This is a genomic window from Pseudoalteromonas sp. MMG012 (assembly GCF_018100875.1).
Taxonomy (GTDB): Bacteria; Pseudomonadota; Gammaproteobacteria; order Enterobacterales; family Alteromonadaceae; genus Pseudoalteromonas; species Pseudoalteromonas aurantia.
In genome coordinates this window covers 1-19,946 of sequence record NZ_JAGJEF010000057.1, presented here as the reverse complement: position 1 = coordinate 19,946, position 19,946 = coordinate 1, and the positions used below count along the sequence as shown (strand labels likewise).

General features: G+C 40.9%; 14 protein-coding genes and 1 pseudogene. 6 read left to right on the top strand and 9 right to left on the bottom strand.

The features are described from left to right. Positions 1-478: 478 nt before the first annotated feature. Together lodA and lodB are read left to right on the top strand one after the other, a co-directional pair. Positions 479-2,563 (top strand): CTQ-dependent lysine 6-oxidase LodA, encoded by a 2,085-nt coding sequence (gene lodA, locus J8L97_RS16790; RefSeq protein ID WP_211051558.1) that lies wholly within the window; start codon positions 479-481, stop codon positions 2,561-2,563. Between the two features lie 6 nt (positions 2,564-2,569). Next, entirely contained in the window at positions 2,570-3,700 is a 1,131-nt protein-coding gene (gene lodB, locus J8L97_RS16785; protein ID WP_211051554.1) for a lysine-epsilon-oxidase maturase LodB, read from the top strand. Between the two features lie 97 nt (positions 3,701-3,797). Here the strand turns inward: lodB and J8L97_RS16780 are convergent, their stop codons facing one another. The 3 genes from J8L97_RS16780 to J8L97_RS16770 form a co-directional block, all read right to left on the bottom strand. Further along, positions 3,798-4,202 (bottom strand): hypothetical protein, encoded by a 405-nt coding sequence (locus J8L97_RS16780; RefSeq protein WP_211051552.1) that lies wholly within the window; start codon positions 4,200-4,202, stop codon positions 3,798-3,800. A 247-nt stretch (positions 4,203-4,449) separates the two neighbouring features. Then, entirely contained in the window at positions 4,450-5,793 is a 1,344-nt protein-coding gene (locus J8L97_RS16775) for a serine hydrolase (protein ID WP_211051550.1), read from the bottom strand. 320 nt (positions 5,794-6,113) lie between these two features. Continuing rightward, entirely contained in the window at positions 6,114-8,258 is a 2,145-nt protein-coding gene (locus tag J8L97_RS16770; protein ID WP_211051548.1) for a TonB-dependent siderophore receptor, read from the bottom strand. Positions 8,259-8,424: 166 nt separating this feature from the next. Between J8L97_RS16770 and J8L97_RS16765 the strand changes: the two genes are divergently transcribed. Together J8L97_RS16765 and J8L97_RS16760 are read left to right on the top strand one after the other, a co-directional pair. After that, a complete protein-coding gene (locus tag J8L97_RS16765; RefSeq protein ID WP_211051546.1) occupies positions 8,425-9,126 on the top strand; it encodes a response regulator transcription factor in 702 nt (233 codons plus the stop codon). A gap of 1 nt (position 9,127) precedes the next feature. Beyond that, positions 9,128-10,885, top strand: a complete 1,758-nt coding sequence (locus tag J8L97_RS16760; RefSeq protein WP_211051544.1) for a cell wall metabolism sensor histidine kinase WalK — start codon at positions 9,128-9,130, stop codon at positions 10,883-10,885. 181 nt (positions 10,886-11,066) lie between these two features. Here J8L97_RS16760 and J8L97_RS16755 read toward each other — a convergent pair whose 3' ends face one another. Next, positions 11,067-12,056 (bottom strand): zinc-dependent alcohol dehydrogenase family protein, encoded by a 990-nt coding sequence (locus tag J8L97_RS16755; protein ID WP_211051542.1) that lies wholly within the window; start codon positions 12,054-12,056, stop codon positions 11,067-11,069. A gap of 111 nt (positions 12,057-12,167) precedes the next feature. Between J8L97_RS16755 and J8L97_RS16750 the strand changes: the two are divergent. Then, a pseudogene (locus J8L97_RS16750) lies at positions 12,168-13,048 on the top strand (LysR family transcriptional regulator). Between the two features lie 339 nt (positions 13,049-13,387). Here the strand turns inward: J8L97_RS16750 and J8L97_RS16745 are convergent. From J8L97_RS16745 to J8L97_RS16725, 5 genes are all read right to left on the bottom strand, one after another. Next, on the bottom strand, positions 13,388-15,238 hold the full coding sequence (locus tag J8L97_RS16745) for a monovalent cation:proton antiporter-2 (CPA2) family protein (RefSeq protein ID WP_211051540.1): 1,851 nt from the start codon (positions 15,236-15,238) through the stop codon (positions 13,388-13,390). Position 15,239: 1 nt separating this feature from the next. Further along, positions 15,240-15,845 carry an NAD(P)H-dependent oxidoreductase gene (locus J8L97_RS16740; protein WP_211051535.1) on the bottom strand — a complete coding sequence of 202 codons (606 nt, stop codon included), beginning with the start codon at positions 15,843-15,845 and terminating at the stop codon, positions 15,240-15,242. 49 nt (positions 15,846-15,894) lie between these two features. Beyond that, positions 15,895-16,692: an SDR family NAD(P)-dependent oxidoreductase gene (locus J8L97_RS16735; protein ID WP_211051582.1), complete on the bottom strand. Its 798-nt coding sequence runs from the start codon at positions 16,690-16,692 to the stop codon at positions 15,895-15,897. Between the two features lie 89 nt (positions 16,693-16,781). After that, positions 16,782-17,183, bottom strand: a complete 402-nt coding sequence (locus tag J8L97_RS16730; protein WP_211051534.1) for a nuclear transport factor 2 family protein — start codon at positions 17,181-17,183, stop codon at positions 16,782-16,784. Continuing rightward, entirely contained in the window at positions 17,183-18,028 is an 846-nt protein-coding gene (locus J8L97_RS16725) for an enoyl-CoA hydratase/isomerase family protein (RefSeq protein ID WP_211051531.1), read from the bottom strand. Before J8L97_RS16725 ends, J8L97_RS16730 begins: the two co-directional genes overlap by 1 nt. 702 nt (positions 18,029-18,730) lie before the next feature. On the opposite strand from J8L97_RS16725, the gene J8L97_RS16720 reads away from it, so the two are divergent. Then, positions 18,731-19,801 carry a serine hydrolase gene (locus tag J8L97_RS16720; protein WP_211051528.1) on the top strand — a complete coding sequence of 357 codons (1,071 nt, stop codon included), beginning with the start codon at positions 18,731-18,733 and terminating at the stop codon, positions 19,799-19,801. Positions 19,802-19,946: the final 145 nt, after the last annotated feature.

Here is a 19,946-nt window from a genome sequence, read left to right as displayed (position 1 = left end):
CAGGAAACATAGTTTAACAAGCCTATTGGAAAATACTTGACGTTGTAGTGACTTTTAAATGACGTTTCAATATAAAAATAAAAACTTTTAAATCAAAGGTGTAAAGGAAGCATGAACAACAATGAAATCATATTAACTCCAATTATTCTTTTACTCTCAGGTTGATATACATTGATTCCCTTATTTTCATCGAGGTTCGAAAACAGGGTCAATTACTGTGGCACTCGACGTTATCAAAAAAATGTTCATTTATCGCAGCCTTATTGTTTTTATTTCTTCAAAGCTTAAAACCGCTATTTAAGACCTTTTTAACCTTATGTTGTCTTCAACTGTAATGCCATGAAATATCCATATTTCAACTTTACTGCTACATTCATTTGCTCAGCTGAAGCTTTTCAGCATGATGAGTGAGCTCTGTTGAACATTTTTAACAGGTGCTTTTTATATGCCGTAATTAATGTATCTAAAGGATATAAATATGAACTATTCTCTTCACCCGTCCGTTGGCGTCGCCAGATTAGGCAACAGCGAAGGCCAATTCTATTTGGCACCCGATCAAATTGGTGGCTTACCTTTTGAAGCCGATGAATGGGGCAACAAAATAGATAGCCCAGTAAATCAATTTAAGGATCAGGAAGGACGGATCCGCAGACAGGGCCAGCCATTTAAAATTATTGATGAAGACAATAACGAGCTCACTTTAGCAAGTGATAATGTCAAAGCGATCACATGGACTGTGCACATTGCGAATAAAAAGGCGGCTTGGTACGAATTTAATGAGTTGCAAGGTAATCTGTTATTTGGTGAAGAGAACAGCTACAGTAATCGAGGTACACCATGGCGCAACGCCAGTGAAACCAACCGTCGCAGTTTAATTATTGACCCTGGACCAAGAACAATCACAGGAGCCAATGCCAAGGCCATTTTTGATGACGCAAGCGCCCCTAATAACTACCCATCCAGCTTTCCCCCAAAACCTTGCCAAGGGACTGAAATTAAGTCTTTGGGTAATATTTTAACCGACAACGAAGGGCGTTTAGTGGTCATTGGTGGCTACGGTAATGCCGGTGGTAATGAACCCCTTGAGTCTTACGGAGGAGCTGACTCTTGGCATGATGATATTGCCGATGGCACGGTTTATTGCACCATCACTTTTAACGATGGCCAAGAGTTAAAGTTATCAGCATGGGTTATAGTCGGCTCTCCTGATTTTGCTCCAGAAATCGTTAATATTTCCAATTTAAGCGACACCATGTTCGACGTGGCTATCCGTGAACAAAACCTATGTGCTGAAATGTATAGCAATGGCGAATTTCAACCGTCATATCAAGCTAATTACTATCGTGATATTGAGCCAATAATACAGCGAATTAGTCGCTATCAATGGGTATCAAACGTACAATCTATGTCGGCATTCGTCTCTAATATTTTTGATTTCAAAGACAACTCCGAAGAAAATCAAGCCAACAGGTCTGCCTATTTCAACTATTTTAGAAAACCGGTCAACCCTGCTACTGTGCAAGAAACACCGCCAATTGAGCAAACCAATCAACAGCTGTTTGAACATGGGATTGAAGGTCACCTGCCATTAATGCCGGTTAACTCAGGTAGCAATTCGGTCAGTAATGCCGAAGATAATATTGTCGATAAGTTTCTCACCTTAACTCAGACGCAATATTTCTTATTAAGCCAATGGGCCAGTGGGAGTTTCTCAAATGAAAAACCACTGCCAACTACGTCAGCACAAGACAGTTTTGGTGTATTTCATGCTGACCAAGGCAGCGTTGGTAATTGTGTTGGCTTGCCTATGTGCCCAGGTATTGAAGTGACTTGGAGCATGCAGAATCCGGTGGTTTACGCCGCTCCCTATGTCATCAAAGATCAAAGTACGGGGAATGGTTTTCCAAGTGGTTTAGACCCAGAGCGAGATGAGTGTGAAGGTGGCGGGTGCCAGCCGGGTGATTTAACCAAACGTATGGCTTGCCCATGGCAGGCTGACTTTTTCAACTGTACTATCCAAAATGTGAACTTCACTGATCCAACAGTCAATAAAGTGAATGAAGGTACAGAGGAAGATCCCAATATGGTCCCCCTTGCGCCGTCTTATTACAGTTATTGGTGGCCACCTCAAAGCCCATGGGATGTATTGACCAATCAGATGGATGATCAATCAGCCACCCATTTACCGGCAGGTCAACAAGTTAACTATGCCCGAGGCATTAATAGTTTTGTACAAATGGTAGAGCACTGGCCTGCACTCGGATTTATTCGTAATCAAAATGCGAGCGAGCCCAACTTTCCATTCTTTACTGAAAGTGAGCGTAACCATCAATTATTTGCTTATAAGGATGTGCCTGTTTCAGACATTACTGGCAACCCGCAAGATGATGGCACTGATATCCCTGTTTTTTACATCCCTGATGATGTTAAAAATCACCTTTCTTCAGGCTGCTCAAAAGCAAAAGCCTTACTTAAAGGTATGGAAGAAAAAATGTCTGCTCCCATCACAGCCAAACCGGCTGGTAGAGCAGTACCTCGCAGTGGTACTCGTACAAGACGGTAATATAAAATGATACATGCACACCAATGTGATGTGCTGGTTGTTGGCGCTGGTCCCGCAGGGGCCAGCACCGCATTAAACTTGCTTAATCACACCAAATTATCCGTTACATTAGTCGAAAGCTCGGATTTACAACGGCTGCGAGTAGGAGAGAGCGTCTCAGAAAGCATTTTTCCAATATTGGACTATTTACGCCTGCCAAAGTCTCATTTTGGCTCTGCCTGTTTTACGCCAACCCAAGGTAATAGTGCTTTTTGGGGCAGCGATAAATCGGCTAATCGGCACGCTATTTTTGCACCAGACAGAGCAACGTTTCAAATTAACCGCGAGGTATTTGACTTAACCCTCCTTGAAACCGTGCTGAATCGTGGTGGCACTGTATTTCCTCGAACTAAACACAAAGCGGTCACTCAATTGCAAGATGGTCGTTATGTTGTTGAAGTGAATCATCCAGAACATGGGAAGTTTGCAATAACGTGCAATTATCTGGTGGATGCTTCAGGACGAAACTCATCATTAAGTAAATCATTAGGTGCGTCTGTTACACAACACGATAGACTCACTGGCGTTGGAGCTTTTTATAAATCTGACTCGACCTCATTTGAACAAATTCAATTAATTGAAAGTGACGAGTATGGTTGGTGGTATAGTGCCGCATTGTCTGATCAGATGGTTGTCGTTACCTACTTTAGCGACTTTGAATTAATCTCAAAAATGAAGTTAAATCGTCAATCACATTGGCAACAGCACCTCAAACACAGCAAATATATGTCAAAAAGAGTCGAGGGGGCACATTTTATTGATGATAACCTTTGGATCAGACCCGCCGGTACTCACTTTAATCAATTTAGCCACATAAAAAACTATTTACCTGTCGGGGATGCCGCATGCGCATTCGACCCTATTTCCTCTATGGGTCTGGGTTTTGCCATGACCTCTGGATGCCAAGTAGCAACCATCATAGGCAACGCTACAAGCCCTGCTAATTTTAATGAAAATAGTCATATATATCAGCAAGATTTAATCCGGCAATTTGAGGAATATTTAGGTTTAAAGCAGCATTTTTATCACAAAGAGCAACGCTGGAATGACGCCCCCTTTTGGGCGAAACGCCAGCAGCACGTGCACCAAGTGGCGTAATCTGCATCCACAGTTCACTACCAAAAAGCGGCTGTCGTTAGCCGCTCAAAAATCAAAATTCATGAAGCTGAAGTACTCGGCCCCTACTAGCGCCTTTTTATATTTTTTCACATTGGCGCGTATCAACAGATATTTTAGTTATATGTTTACCTTCGGAGTCAACATAAGCGTAATTCACTTCAGTGTTATTTTGTACGAATGAAGCCATATCTGGTTTAGTACACACTGTATTAAAGATCTTTTTCGTCATCAAATCCCTAAACGCTTGAACATTGATTTCATTTACCGATGAAGTAACTATCGTATAATTGTATGTAAACGTGTTCATAAAAGCGAATGTAGAGTCAATCCTTGTCTCTGCATCTATCATCATAGGCAAACTACTATTTATTTGATTTGCAGCAAGCTTTAGTTCTTCTGGCCAACCCCCTCCATTTGATGTAGAACTACATGCTGATAAAGTTGTGGCTAATATAATTGATGTAAATAATTTAAGTTTCATAATCTCTCAAAAAGCACGCTATTGAGTAAGTTATCAAGGGCTATTGGTTGCGTTCCGTATACCCAATAAACAAGACCAAAAGCGTGCATATGGTAATCGTACCGATTTTCGGAAAAAATACTCTATTTAAGCTATCTCAACAATATCCGCCATTTCTATTTTATAAAAAATAAAAAGATTAAAATGAAAGACTTCTGACCTATTAGTTCTCCCCCATTTTAAACGAGCCCTTTTATTCTTAAACTTACTATTTTTCTAGTTGCTTTAAAACATCCACGACAGCACTAAAAACGCGTTTATTGGCAAGTCCAATATTTTGATTTACTACCGAGCCGTATGCGCCAAAACGTGCGACCACAAGCTGCTTAGAAGGAATAATAATCACATACTGACCACGATGACCTCGAAGAGATACGGTATCTTTTGGCAATTTAGGTAGCCAAAACTGCAAATCATTAAGCCAAAGCTGTGCACCGTAATGTTTTGATACACCGGGCGACATCATCACCTCTGTAAGCCAAGATTCAGGCACGACCTGTTGATCACCCCAACGACCTTGATTGATAAATAACTCACCAATTTTTAGCCAATCATGAATGGTCAAAAACATACGAGCGCCACCTCGAAAGTTACCTGCTTCATCAAACTCTACGACGGCATTATTGATCCCTAAAGGTTTAAATAGGTGTGATTGGTATAGATCATTCACCGTCTGAAAGCTTCCTCCTGAGGCTGTTTTTATTGCTGAACTAAGCAATTGCGTGGTCCCCGTCGCATATTCAAACCGACTGCCTGGCGTATACTCTTTCCCTAATGCCGATACATATTCAACTGAGTTACCATGGTAATACCACATCGGTGCCAAATCTTCATAACCATGAATGTCTGGCGTTTCGGCCCACTTGACGCCTGAACTCATATTAAGCAGGTTCTTAATGGTCATGCCATGCTGGCCAAAAGACACCGTTTGGTTGAGCGCTAACTTACCTTGGTCTATCAAAACGCCGGTCATTAATGCGGTGAGCGTTTTGGCCATTGACCAACTCAGTACTCGGGTGTCGCCATGATGATGGTCGTCATATTGCTCTGCGACCAGCTTTCCTTTGTGCATTACGGCAACGGCAAATGTGTTATCACTCCACGCGTAATCATATTGATTCGTATTAAAAAACTTATCTAGCGTAAGGTTTGAATTAACCGCCTTATCAATCGGCGCACTCGGTGAAGCTTCTGGCGTATTCACATGAGCGGTTTGTGCCCGTAATTGCTCTTTTGTTAAATCAAATAACAAAGTACACCCAAAACCTTCTCTATAAACGGATGTTCGCGTTATTATTTCATTATCAATCGCGGCTGAAAGAGTAACCACATGATTACCTGAATCGACGTGTATTTGAGTGTCATCTGGTAAGGTTGCCAATGCTTCCGGGATCACCCGACTTTTTATAAAATCGACGGGCTCATCCGAGATAAAGTGTCGCGAGCATAGTTGGTTTGCACTGTACCCTATTAATACTTGTGGGTCCGAATTGCAGCCACTGAGTAACGCTACACATAACCCCCCGGTTAATAAACCTGTTTTATTGTTCATAATGGTCCTGTTTTAGTTTGTTGCTTTGTTAAACAAGACGAAACGTTCGACAATAAATTAGGGCAGCTAAAAGCGCTTAACATCGAAAAGGTCAGAATATCAAAAGGGTCAGAGTTGTTGATAGCCAACTTATTGGCTACCACCTTTTAATCTCAAGGTCATCACACGTGATAATTTGCTCAGGTATGAGGCAATAAAAAAGGCGAGCATCTGTTTATCGCACACCTTTAATCCATAAACTCCATTGATAATATTAACACGCACTTTATGCCGCACACTGTAAACTCAGCCCCATACCACTCGTTTGGCAAAAATACAGCTTAAAATTGGCCTGTTAATATTAATGAAAACCTAGGCGCACGTTCATTATCACGCCGCTCTTGTCTTAAAAAATCACTGTCAGTAAACAATGCTGTATGACGTGCTTTATTTACTGTGTACCTATCATTCAGTAAATTGTCACCTTTTAAACGCAGTTTTAGGTTCTTCGTCATTTGGTAATCAATAAAGGCATTTGCTGTGATTTTGGTGTCAACATTACCTTGGTAATCATAGTAATAAAATTCATAACGGCTCTTATCTTCAAGCGTTAAACTTAACGATAGCCCAGGTAAAATGTCATTTTGGTTGAGCTTTACATGCCATTCATTTTTACTCACTCTTTCAATCGGCCCTCGCTCCCCAGTAAAAGGGTGTACCACGTCACTCTCTCGCCATGTATAGTTGGCACTGACCAAGGTATTATTTAATCCAAGCGCTTCTAACCCAAAATTTGTTTCTAATTTAACGCCGTACTCTTTAGCCCTGTCAATATTTCCGTCACCCGATCGCTTCGCTAATAACACCTCATTAATTAAATCACTGACTTTATGATAATAAGGCGTGACGGTAAAACTACCATTGGTGTTTTGCCACTGCTTTTCAAAAGCGAATGAAAGCTCATCGCGTACTTCGGGTTTTAAATCTGGGTTCGCTTCTTCTAATCGAGATTCATAGCTGTCAAACCAGGGCACAAAGTCTTTCAGTTCAAGTTGACTCACCGTTCGTTGGTAATTAAAACGCATTTGATAAATCTCATTTAAATCATACCTTAGGTTCAAACGCGGCTTAAGGTAATTAAACGTGCGAGAAGTATCACTTTGTGCGCTGTGTAATGTGTCGCTCACTAACAATAAGTCAGTCGCAACGTCTATGGTGGAGCGCTCATATATCAATGATGATTGCAGATTAAGCGCAGCAGACATTGCAAAATTATAATTACTAAAGGCTTCGTAACGGGTTTCTTTAATATCATTCAACTCCGTAGAGCGGTAAGTAACGCCTGATTGACGAATAAACTGTAAGTCTTCATTGAGTTCATTTATCGCGACTTCAAAACCCGAATCAAAAGTATGACGTGTATTCAATTTATAGCGCCAATTGGTGCGTAAGACATTTTCCTTTGAGGTATATATGCGCGGTAATGTGTAGTCAGGAAGCAGTATATTGCCGCCTTTAGATACACTGTGCCCAATTTTATCGTCTGAGTCCGCTCGATTACTGATGAACAGTAATTTTAATTGATGATCATCATTATACTCATGGCTGATATCTCCACTAATTTCCCACTTATCTCTAGCCCAATCATAAACTAAGGCCTTATGCTCTTGTGTGTTCTTCACTAAGTATTCACCATCATTGCTGATGGTTGCGTCGACTTTAATTTTTTCGTAAATACCATTGAGCTGCATTGAGGTTTTATCAGAGTATACATATTCTAATTTGGCTGATAACTGACTTGTTGTGTAGATGTTGTCACGCACCCGAGTATTTGTTTGTGTATGAACTTGATCAATAGAGGTAAAATACTCACTTGAACTTATTTCTGTAGGATTCACTGAGTGGCTCATACCCAGTCTATATTTAAAATTGTCGATACTTGCGCTATACGTCAATGACCCCCTTGAATAGGGTTTAATATCAGCCGTTTTGACTGTCCCCAATGTCCATAAAATAGAGGGGTCTATGTCTTTTTTAAGGACCACATTAATCACTAACCCGTTACTTTGTACATCTAAATCAGACCGAGTACCACGGATCAGTTCAATATAATCAACGTCCTGTGCTTGAATACTATCCAACTCTTTAGCAAGGCTATTCTCTTTTCCCGACATTCGCTTACTATTTATTAAAATTTGCTCACCCGCAGAACCAAAACCGCGATTTTCTGACGTGTCGTTCAGTGCGTTTAAAAGACTATTTGCACCCGGCGTATTTTCTAAAATATCGTATAAAGTTTGCGGGTCTAACGCCATAAAAGTACGAGCCTCATATCTGTCGATATTGGCAGCTGATTCATTTGCAGCGCTGACGTTTGAAAAACCAATCAAAGTACAAGAACCGCCCATTAAAACACAACTTAAAATTGCTTGGCGTAGAGCCGATCGCTTAAATAATAGAGGTGGTTGAATATCACTGTTTATCATTGTTAGTGCCCTGTCATTAAGTTCAGGGCATCTTAGCCAGTAAACCACGCGTCAAGTAGGCACAAAAAGTAAAAACAACGCTATAAAACTTTTACAAAACTTTGCATTTTAGCTATTAAAAATAATGATATAGTCTCCATAAGTGAGCCAAAGAATTGAAAATAATATGAATATAAAACCCTCTCTGCTTATTATCGAAGACGAGCCAAGTATACTGCGTGGTCTTACCGATCTTTTTGTATTTCATGGGTTTGACGTTAAAAGTGAAATGGATGGTAAAAAAGGGCTCACGCGCGCTTTAGCACAGAAGTACAGTTGCATTATTTTAGATGTGATGCTGCCATCGATGAATGGTTTTGAAATATGCAATGCAATCAGGCAACACTCTCAGGTACAACCTATTTTAATGTTAACTGCAAAAAATGCTGAAGAAGATATCATTAACGGCCTGACGTTAGGCGCTGATGATTATTTAGCTAAACCATTTTCTACATCCGAGTTAGTATTAAGAGTCACAGCATTAATAAGGCGCTCTGGGTTATCTGGTAATGACCATACTCTCGCCATTGGTAAACATGTGCGTATTTGTACGCAAAAACTAACAGGGTGCTCATATGAGCAAGAGATGCGCTATACCCGCCGAGAAGTCAGTATTTTGATTTACTTAAACCAGCAAAAATCCCCTGTATCACGCGATGAATTATTAAGAGAAGTGTGGGGATATAAATCAACTGAACATATCGATACGCGCACAGTGGATATACATATCGCTAAAATACGTAAAAAAATTGAAAGCGACCCTAAAATACCTGAGCATTTAGTGACGCTAAGAGGCGAAGGGTATCAGCTATTTAGCTGTCAGTCATAATATGAAACACCTCCTCTCAAATACCCGTTTATTAAGTTATCCGCAGCGCGTAGGTCGGCTTCGCTACCTTACTGGTCTTTTTTTGATCCTATTGTTAGCCCCTATCAGCGTCGTACTTTACAAAGGATATCATCAATTTGAAAAAGATCTTTTAACCGAATATCAAAGTAAAACAGCAAAGATAACGTCACAACTAAACCTCAAATTATTTAAACGCGTCGTATTTGATAATGCCTTAAACACACGCACCTTTGATTATTATCAGCATATTTACAACCCTGATAACAAACAAGTGAGTCGAATTAGGTCCCCGCTCTCAAACCCCGAATATAATGCGCGCTATGTCGGCCTCATCGGTTACTTTCAACTAGATAAAAATGGGCAATTCAATAGCCCAGTTTGGCCTAGCATCGTCAATGATCCCAAAGGGTTAAAAATAGAAGAGCATGATGGGCTTGAGTCGAAAAAACGAAAAAGGCTCGCTTTAAAACTCTATCAAGTAACATCCAAGTCAACCGAGTTAAAAGCCCTCATTAAAAACAACTTATCGGCTAACAATGAGAAGTTTCTTTTATTATCCGATGTACCAGGATACCTTGTTTTTTATCGTATTGTACTCGTGAATGGAGTCAAAAAATTACAAGGCTACGTCATCGACGTAAATGCCTATTTAAACAACCAAATTGAACGTATACTCAAAACCGTGCAATTTAAAAGTACGATCACAGTCACCGTACAGCCTGAACAAACGAGTTCGGATAAAACTTATTTTATTTATGACAGCAAACCCCATGGTCAAGCCGTCATCACCCAAACCAAATTGCTACACGCACCATTAAATCAATTAACCATCAATAGCCACGAACTACGATGGCCTTTTAAAAGTTATCAGCTCACATATTCAACGGCAAAACTCACGCTCCCTCCTGCGGCGATATATAGTCTTGGATTAATGACGTTGTTACTGTGTGGGATTATACTGGGCAGTTTTGGCTTTTATCGTTTGGGTATCAAACAGTTTAAGCTCGCAGAGCAACGTCTCAACTTTGTGTCTTCGGTAAGCCATGAACTCAAGACACCATTAACATCCATTCGTATGTATTCTGAAATGCTAAAATCAGGGATGGTGCCCTCAGAAGAATACAAGTCTGAGTATTACGAATTCATCCACAGTGAGAGTGAACGCTTATCTCGTTTAATTGACAACATACTGCAGCTTTCAAAACTCAACCAACCACAACACAGTGTCAATGCACACTATACCAAGCTCAGTATTTTAACGGATATCATCCAGTCAAAAGTATCGTCGTTATTGCTAAACAGCCATTTTCAGCTAAACATTTCAAGTGACTTCGAAAAACCAGAAGATGTACTTTTACTCATTGACTTAGATGCATTTTCACAGGTTGTGATCAACATCACTGATAACGCAGTAAAGTTTTTTGATAGTGACACTATCGAAGATGAACAACGCAAAAAAGTCGATTTCAACTTTACAGCAAACGCTAAAGATAAAGATAAAGACTATATCGTGATGGAAATTCGTGATTATGGTAATGGTATTAGTGCGGAACAAGAAAGTAAAATCTTTGAATTATTTTATCGCGGAGGCAGTGAATTAACACGCTCAACCCAAGGTACAGGGATAGGGCTTGCGCTGGTCAACGAGCTTGTATTAGCACAACAAGGCACCATTGAAGTAGATCGCATGTCGCCGGGCCTATCGATGAAAATACGCTTTAAATGCAAGTTCCAATAGCTGATGAGTTAAAGGTTCATCGTGATACGACCTAAGTGAGTTACGTACTCAGCTCTACATAGAGCAAAAGGCATTGCGACTATAACCGCAATTAGCGCAACGGCTGCGGTTAAAGCATCGAAGGGCGTAATCAGAGCGGGGCTTAACTTCGCCCCTCTCGACAAGAAAAATGATTTAATACCTAAACTGACACCACTACTTTTCCCATTGCTTGGCCGCTTGCAAGTCGAGTATGTGCCTTACCGACATCTTCTAAACTAAAATATTGTTCATCAACAATAGGGGTTAATTTACCGGCATCTACAACCTCTGCAATTTTAGCCAAAATCTCACCGTGGCGTTCACGTTTGTGATTATAAAGCATTGGGATCAGCATAAAGACAACATGTAAAGATAACCCTTTAAAATGCGCTGTCGTCAGGTCTATTTCGGCCATAGACACAGTCGTAGCAACTTGCCCATTTAATGCAGCTGCTTCAAATGAATTAAGCAGATTCGCGCCACCAATAGAGTCATACACTACATCAAAGCCTGCACCATCAGTATACCTAGCAACATAATCAGTCACTGATTCGGTTTTATAATTAATGGCCGTCCCCCCCAACTTTTTAATGAGTTCAGACTGAGCATTGCCACTGCAAGTAGCATAAACTTCACCACCAAAATAGCGCGCCAATTGTAACGCTATATGACCTACGCCGCCAGCTCCACCATGCACCAGTACTTTTTGATTTTGGCTAACGCCAGCACGTATAAGTCCTTCATACGCGGTAATGCCAACTAACGGTATAGCGGCCGCTTCACGCATTGAAATTGTTTTAGGCTTGTGAGCAATTAGCTTTGTATCCGCAAGCATGTACTCCGCTAACGCCCCTTGTAAGTCTGCTAAGCCACCAGCACAACCATATACTTCATCACCAACAGAGAAACCTGTTACGCCTGCTCCGACAGATTCCACGACACCAGCAAAGTCCATCCCTAATACGCCAGGTAATGCAGGTGATAAGGGGGCTAAATCCTCCCCCATTTGGCGGATCATCATATCAACCGTATTCACACTCGTTGCGGCCACTTTTATTACCACGTGCCCAGCTGTCGCTTCTGGTTTTATTAATTCAGACGCTGTAAATACTTCAGTACCGCCAAACGCGTTAATGGTCATTGCTTTCATTATTATTTCCCCTGTATTGGATTGGGTAAAGTATATTTACAAAACATCTTATTGATAATGCACTCATAAAATTAATCAGTTTTTACTTTTTATTAATAATGAGTGGCGACAGTGAATAATGAACACTTAAGGCTTTTTGTGAGAATAGCGGTGACTCACAACATCAGTATGGCGGGCAACGAGATGGGGCTATCTGCACCTGTTGCAAGTATGCATATCAATAAGCTTGAAGAAGCATTAGGTGTAAAGCTGATACATAGAACCACCCGAAAAGTGTCTTTAACTGAAGAAGGGCGTGAGTTTTTGCCTCATGCTGAAGCAGTATTGAATGCCGTTGATAGTGCGAAAGCGTCTGTTGGTACGGGCAGTTTCACCCCGCAGGGTACCATCAGAGTTGCAGCGCCATCATCCTTTGCACGAATGCATATAGTCCCTGCATTAAATGGTTTTGTAAAACAATATCCAGAGTTAAAAATTGATTTACGCCAAAGTGATAGCATCGTTGATATGGTTGAAGGCGGTTTTGATATTGCCATCAGAAATGCGTCATTGAATGACTCGACCTTAGTCGCACGAAAGCTCACACGCGATCATCGTATTGTCTGTGCATCGCCGGATTATATTGAAGAATATGGTGAACCCAAGACACCCCAAGACCTAATAAATCATCAATGTATTAACCTGATAGGCATTGACAGTTGGCTTTTTAATACACCTGACGGACTCAAAAAAATCAAACCCAAAGGCGCAATACGCATTGATAATGGTGAATCAACCAGAGATGCTTGTATGAAACTTTATGCTCTATTTGGTGCGCTTATAAAGCACTTAAAACAGGAGAGCTTGTGCAAGTATTAAAAGAGTATCCAGTAGAGTCTGACACCGCTATTTGGGCTGTGTACCCAAGTTCACGCTTGTTGGCCCCTAAAGTCCGTGCATTTATTGATTACTTTAAAGCATATTATGGTGACATACCTTACTGGGAAGCATGAAAGCCTAAAAAGCAGACCTCAGTAAAAAAGTCTGCTTTTCATCACAATCAATCAGGTTTTACTGTCAAGATGCAGCCGCTTAATTGTGTCTTTATGTGCTGGAAGTTCGTTTATCAAAAAAGCGATTTTCTCCTAACATGGTAACGCCTTAATGACATAAGATTGAACACTAAGCCCACTAGTTAACGTGAATTGACATAACATGTGCAATCATTACCGCATACTCAGATTAGCAAACGGGTTTGTCGCCGATAATGCCATTTTTGATGAAAAGACTTTATAGAAAATATTAATAATGACATAAAGATAGTGCGCTCTATGCCATTATTGTGGTCGCCTCTAGAGCGCTGGATTTTTTGCTGTCCACGCTTTATCAAGCGCCATTAAGTTTTCGTTATGATCTAACTTCATCAATTCCTCTAAATGTTCATGATGCTTTTGATATAACACTATGTACTTTTCTTCTTCGCATCGCAGTTTGTATAGCTCCGGCATCATTTCAACGTCCTTCTTATAAAAAATTTGCTTAAGACGATGTACTTCATATGGGTCAACACCAAGCTGTTTCATCGCTGCTTGCCCCATATTTAAAGCCGTACCTAATGTCTCGCGATAGATATGTTCAATATCTAAGTCCATAAATTCAAATGCGGCTTCTCGATCATGGGCGTTTACGACTATTTTTAACTGCGGATAATGTTTTTTTACCAGCGCAACAAGTTGTTTTGCAGACTCGGTATCACCTAATGTAATCACCAGTAACTCTGCCGTTGCAGCCCCTGCCGACTCCAACAAATCAAGCCTTGTGGCATCGCCATAATATACCTCAAAGCCTAACTTTCTCAGAAGGCTGACATTATTAGCATCATGGTCAAGGATGACAGGCTTTATACCCGCGGATATTAAAAACCTTCCTATATCAGTCCCTAAGCGACCAAATCCAGCCAATATAACTTTATGATCCCCTTTTTCAATAACGTCTTTCGTTGCTTCTACTGGCTTCTTATTTGGTTTGCGAGACATTTTTTCATGAATAACAAACATAACAGGCGCCAAAAACATAGAAATAGCCACCGCTGAAATCAAAGGCTCAATTACCTCAATGGATAACACACCACTTGTTTTAGTCAGTTGAAACAACACAAAGGCAAATTCGCCTCCTTGTGCCAATGCAATAGCAAATAGCGACCGCTCTTGCTTACTAATTTTAAATACAACACTCACGAGTAATAATACCAATCCTTTTATGGCCATTAACCCATAAGTTAAACCCAGTATTAATAAAAAACTGTCACTGATCAGTGTAAAATTAAGGCTCGCACCAATTGAAATGAAGAATATACCCAATAATAAGCCCTTAAATGGCTCAATGTCGCTTTCTAATTCATGACGAAACTCATTGTCTGCAAGTACCACCCCAGCCAAAAATGCACCTAGTGCGGGTGATAACCCGACCGTCATCATCAGAAGCGACGTCCCTATAACCAATCCTAACGCCGCAGCGACGAAGATTTCTCTTACACCCGTGTTGGCAATGGTTCTAAAAATTGGTCGACAGGCAAACTTACCCGCCATAAGCACGAATACAATAGCCGAAATAGTCACCAGTATTTGTATGTAATTAGGGAGTGTACTGATATCAAATAGCACCGAATCATGATGAGCACCACCAGATATCGTGAGCGTGGCAAGCAAAGGGAGAATGGCTAGCATGGGGATTACGGCCAAATCTTGAAATAACAACACCGCAAATACCGACTGACCAGCCTCGGTTTTCATTTTGCTTTTTTCTTGCAAGGTTTGCAGTACAATCGCAGTTGAAGACAATGATAAAACAAGTCCTATGGCGAGTGCTTGTTGCCAAGGTAGAAAAACAACAGCGATGCCCCAAATGAACACGCTGCTGATAAGCACCTGTGCCCCACCAAATCCTAAAATCGGTGTTCGAAGCTGCCATAACAGCGAAGGTTTGAGTTCAAGCCCAACCAAAAATAACATCATTACCACACCAAACTCAGTGAAGTGCATGATTGCTTCAACATCATGAATTAACGCAGCACCAAAAGGCCCAATAACAATACCCGCCATCAGATAGCCCAGCACAGAGCCAAGTCCGAGCTTCTTTGCAATCGGCACTGATATGGCCGCGGCCGCCAAAAAGATAAACAACTGCAGTAAAAACGCTTCCATACTATTCGCTCCTACTAACTGAATGGTTGTTATTCAAAACCTCTTGCTGTGTTAGCACCTCTAAATCGAGTAACGAATCTCGTAAAGCAATGAGTGTGCGCTTATACTCTGCTGAATAACTTTGTATTTCTTCTGGTTCTAAGCCCTGATGCACACCAGTCACCACAAAAGGTGGCAGCCAAGTTAAACGGCATAATTTGGCGGTTGCTCTATAGGGTGCAGTAAGCTCTTTTAAAGTGAATTCGTTGTAACCGTCTTTTTGATAGGTACTCGCATCGCCACCTGTGGTGATCGCCTGAAAAAACACTTTACCTGCCAATGCTTTTCCTTCAGTGCCATATGCCCATCCATGCTCCAGCACCAAGTCTAACCACTCTTTCATAATTGCGGGGGTTGAATACCAATAAAAAGGGTGTTGGAAAATAATAATGTCATGCGCTTCACATAAGGCTTGCTCTCGTTTTATATCGATCATGAAATCTGGATAGCTGGCGTACAGGTCATTCACAGTTACATGCTCAATGTTTTCAACTGCATTGCGCAATGCGATATTAATATTTGACCGAGACTTTGCAGGATGAGCAAAATTTATCAGAATTTTCTTCATGGCTCTTCTTTCCTCTCAACGTACACCTATTTGCGAGTTGCGGTTATTTTTAACCCAATGAATGGATAATACGCTCAATTGTTTGTGTAATTTTAGTTATTTTAAGCGCATCTTGATGAGGCGATGTAAACTGGCCCACGTCATTATCGTAATAAAGCCCAGACGCATCAGAGAACTCTTCCGATAACGCCGCTTTCACCAATATATCGGCGCCTATTTGCAAGTTTCCGCCCGTCACACCATACGCTTGTTCAACCATTTTACTGCCTAAAAAAGACTTCGGATTAATTGCGACAATGACAGGGCCACTTTCTCCAAGCGACATGGCTAACTGACGCGTCCACATAGTCAAAGCCAGTTTACTTTTCGCGTAAACAGCATTATCTGATAATGAACTTGGTGTGCATAACTCCTCAGCAGAAAGAGAGGACTGCGCCGCTGAGGATACATTAATGACACGCCCAGTGTTATCAAGCAGCGCCAAAAGAGCGTGTGTCAGGATGTAAGGTGCAATGGTATTCACCATAAAACGAACGTCAAGCCCATCGGGAGACACTTTTTCAGGGACTATAAACACCCCCGCATTATTAATCACCGTATCGAGCCTTTGATGTTCTTGTTTTATTTTAACAATAAACGCTTGCACATCACGTATACTCGATAAATCAGCTTGATACGTAAAAATATCTTCTGCTTTAGTCAATTCACTCAGTCGCTTTGTTGCATCTGCAAGCTTTGAACAACTGCGACCATGCAGCAATACCCTATGCCCCAACTTCACAAGTGACTTAGCTGTTGCTAAACCAATCCCGTCGGTAGAGCCTGTTATTAGAATTGTTTTTTTCATCATCGAATTCCTCAAGTGCATTACTTATCAATCTGTAATTAATAAATATAGGGGCTCATCGCCCCTATATTTTAATTAACCTCTACCCACTAATCTAAGAATACTCTCCTCACCTGATCGGTATCGCCATATTCTTTGATAGCGTCAATTTTTCCGTCAGAAATCGTGAATAAATAGTGATAAAGGTTATTGTAATCTCGACCATTTGTTAGCTTAGCTGAAGATTCGACTTCGACCGCAACGCGCCCACCTGCAATCGTCCACGCCGTGGGGGTCATATTTAAACGGCCTGCAACTTGTTCTCGAACACTTTGCATCAGTCCAGTAATTCCCGCTTTATCCATTTCTCCAGAGACTGGCAAACCACCTTGCTGTCCCATCATTTTCCAAACAACTTGGTCATCAAGTAATGCCAGTAAGCCTTCAATATCTGAGGTAACAAATCGCGTAAAAAAGTCACTAACCAGCTGCTGGTGAGTCTGTCTATGCATTATTTTATGTCCTGAACATTCATCACTAACTCGTTCCAGTTACGCTGGTTTTCCATGTCATGCTCCAATCCTTGTTCATCAGCTATGCTAAAACGCTTAACCGCAGGGGTTTTACTCGTGGCTTGGTAAAGCCAGTATGCTTCTGCTTTTAGCGCTTCATCAATGGGTTTATCAATAGACTCATACACCGCTTGTTTACAAGCATTGATGGATTCAGCAGGAAATTTAGCGATACGTTTCGCAAGCGTATCAACATATTCTCCAATTTTATCTGGCTCAAGTGCTTTATTGATGGTGCCATAAGCTTCTGCCTCATCAGCATCAAAATCACGGGCGCTCAAAATTATCTCTAATGCGCGACCCAAGCCGGTTTGACGTGCCATGCGTGATGCGCCACCTCCACATGGCAAAATACCCATACCCACTTCCATCTGCATAAATTTAAACTTGCCACGTGCAGCAAAACGCATATCTAGTGCAAGCGCTAACTCATGACCACCACCGCGAGCAAAACCTTCAAGCTTAGCAATGGTTGCTTGAGGTACTTTACTGATCCGCTCACACACAGACTGTAAATCTAAAAGCGCCACTTCGTCGCGAGATACGGCCTCAGTCGACATATCCTTTAATAATTCAGTATCATAATGACAAACCCACACTTCAGGGTTAGCTGATTGAAAAACCACGACTTTGGTATTGCGGTCACGCTCTAATCGCATTGCCAAACTATTTAAGTCTGCAAGCATTTCCTGACCTTGTACATTGACAGTACCAAAGTCGAAAGTCACCGTAAGAACGCCGTCTTGTTGTTGTGTTTTAAATGTCTGAAAACCTGAATACTTCATAATATACTCTCCAACCAATCTATTGTTCTAAGAGCTTAGTATCGTTATGTTTACTCAAGCTCACGTAGGGGGAAGTGTGCAATTTGCAGTGATAAGCTCACTCTCAATTTGCTGTAAGCCATACTAGAACACTTACATTTACTTGATAATGCCAGTAATTAAACAATCAGTTTTAATATTTATTAAATAATAAAATCTAGATAACCTCAGGTTTGGATAAGGGTTTTGGAATAGAAAGTGTTTTGAAAACACACTTACGTACAATCCAATGATGATATTTTGTTCAATATCAAGGCGCTTTTATGCAGTAATAGCGGGCTATTACAAATGAAAGCAACGCCGAGAGTGAGAAAAATAGCTTTATTGGGCAAATTCGCTTATCCAGATCTGAGGTTAGATATGACCCATTCGCTAACCCGAACGAGGCACTGCTGCCAACCAATAAAGGGCTACTGAGCAGGTGGCTGTTGATAATCAAAAAGCACAAATACACGCGTCACTGAACAGTGGGTCCTGAACTACGTCTGCAAGGTGACATGGTACCGCTGTGATTGTGCAAAGCTTCAGACCTAACTTAGAAACAATGTAATGCGTTTACTTTGTTTAAAAATGTAGCGCTTTGATAAACACTTTCATACAGAAACCAATCATAAATTCGCTATATGATAAGCGTATTAAAACGACATATTAAGGACGTTTCGTATGACCACATGCCTATTTCGAATCAGAACAAACTTTGTTGTACCAACACTGTTAATTGCACTACTGAGTGTATGTGGTGGCAGCAACGAAAAAACCATTGAAATTAAACCCGCCAAGATGGACCAAACCGTTGAGCAATATGCCATAGAGCAAAACTTTAGTGGCGCGATACTGATTGTTGAAAATGAACAGGTATTATTCAGTAAAGGCTTTAATAAAGTTAACCGAAACGATACAAAACTGATTGATGCAGATACCGTTTTCAGGCTGGCTTCAATCTCTAAGCAGTTCACTGCTACGGGCATTATGATATTACAGGAGCAAGGGTTACTTAGTATTCAAGATACTCTTAATGTGTACCTACCTGATTTCCCCAACGGGGATAAAATACGTATTAAGCATCTACTGCAACACAGCGCAGGGCTAGCTAATTTTACTGCGCTAAGTACGTTTAAATATATTAAAAACACACCGCATACTCCTGAGCAACTAATCGCCTTATTTAAAGACAGAACACTTGAATTTAACCCTGGCTCCCAATATAAATACTCAAATTCAGGTTATATTGTATTGGGGCACTTAATTGAAAAGGTCAGTGGCATGACCTATCAAGACTTTATAAACACAGAGATATTCCATCCCTTGGAAATGGCACAAAGTGGCTATGGTAAAGATGAGTTAGGACAGAATAATATTGCTCAAGGCTACCTCCCAAGTGGTGCAAATATAACAAAATTGAGCATGACCGTACCCTTCGCCGCAGGCGCATTGGTTTCAAGTGCTAACGATTTACACAAGTGGGATCAATCATTCTACAACAATACATTACTGAACGAAGCAAGCCAAAAATCCATGTTCACTCCAGATCTCGGCAGCGCTGGTCTTGGTTGGTTTATGACCCAATCTAATGGCGAATTACGATACGTACACTCTGGCGGAATAGACGGGTTTAGTACCTATATAGCCCGCTACCCTAAAAGCAAAAAGCTCATTGTGGTGTTATCCAATGTACAAAACTTCCCAGCTGCAAAGTTTAGTAACCAATTAAATAAAATAATCACGAACGGGTAAACAACACAAGCAAAAGGGTCAGAGCTTGACCCCTTTGGTTCTGAGTAAGCTCAGATTTGGATAAGGGTTTTGGAATAGGAAATATTTTAAAAACAAACTTACGTACATTCCAATGATGATATTTTTTCAATATCAAGGCGCTTTT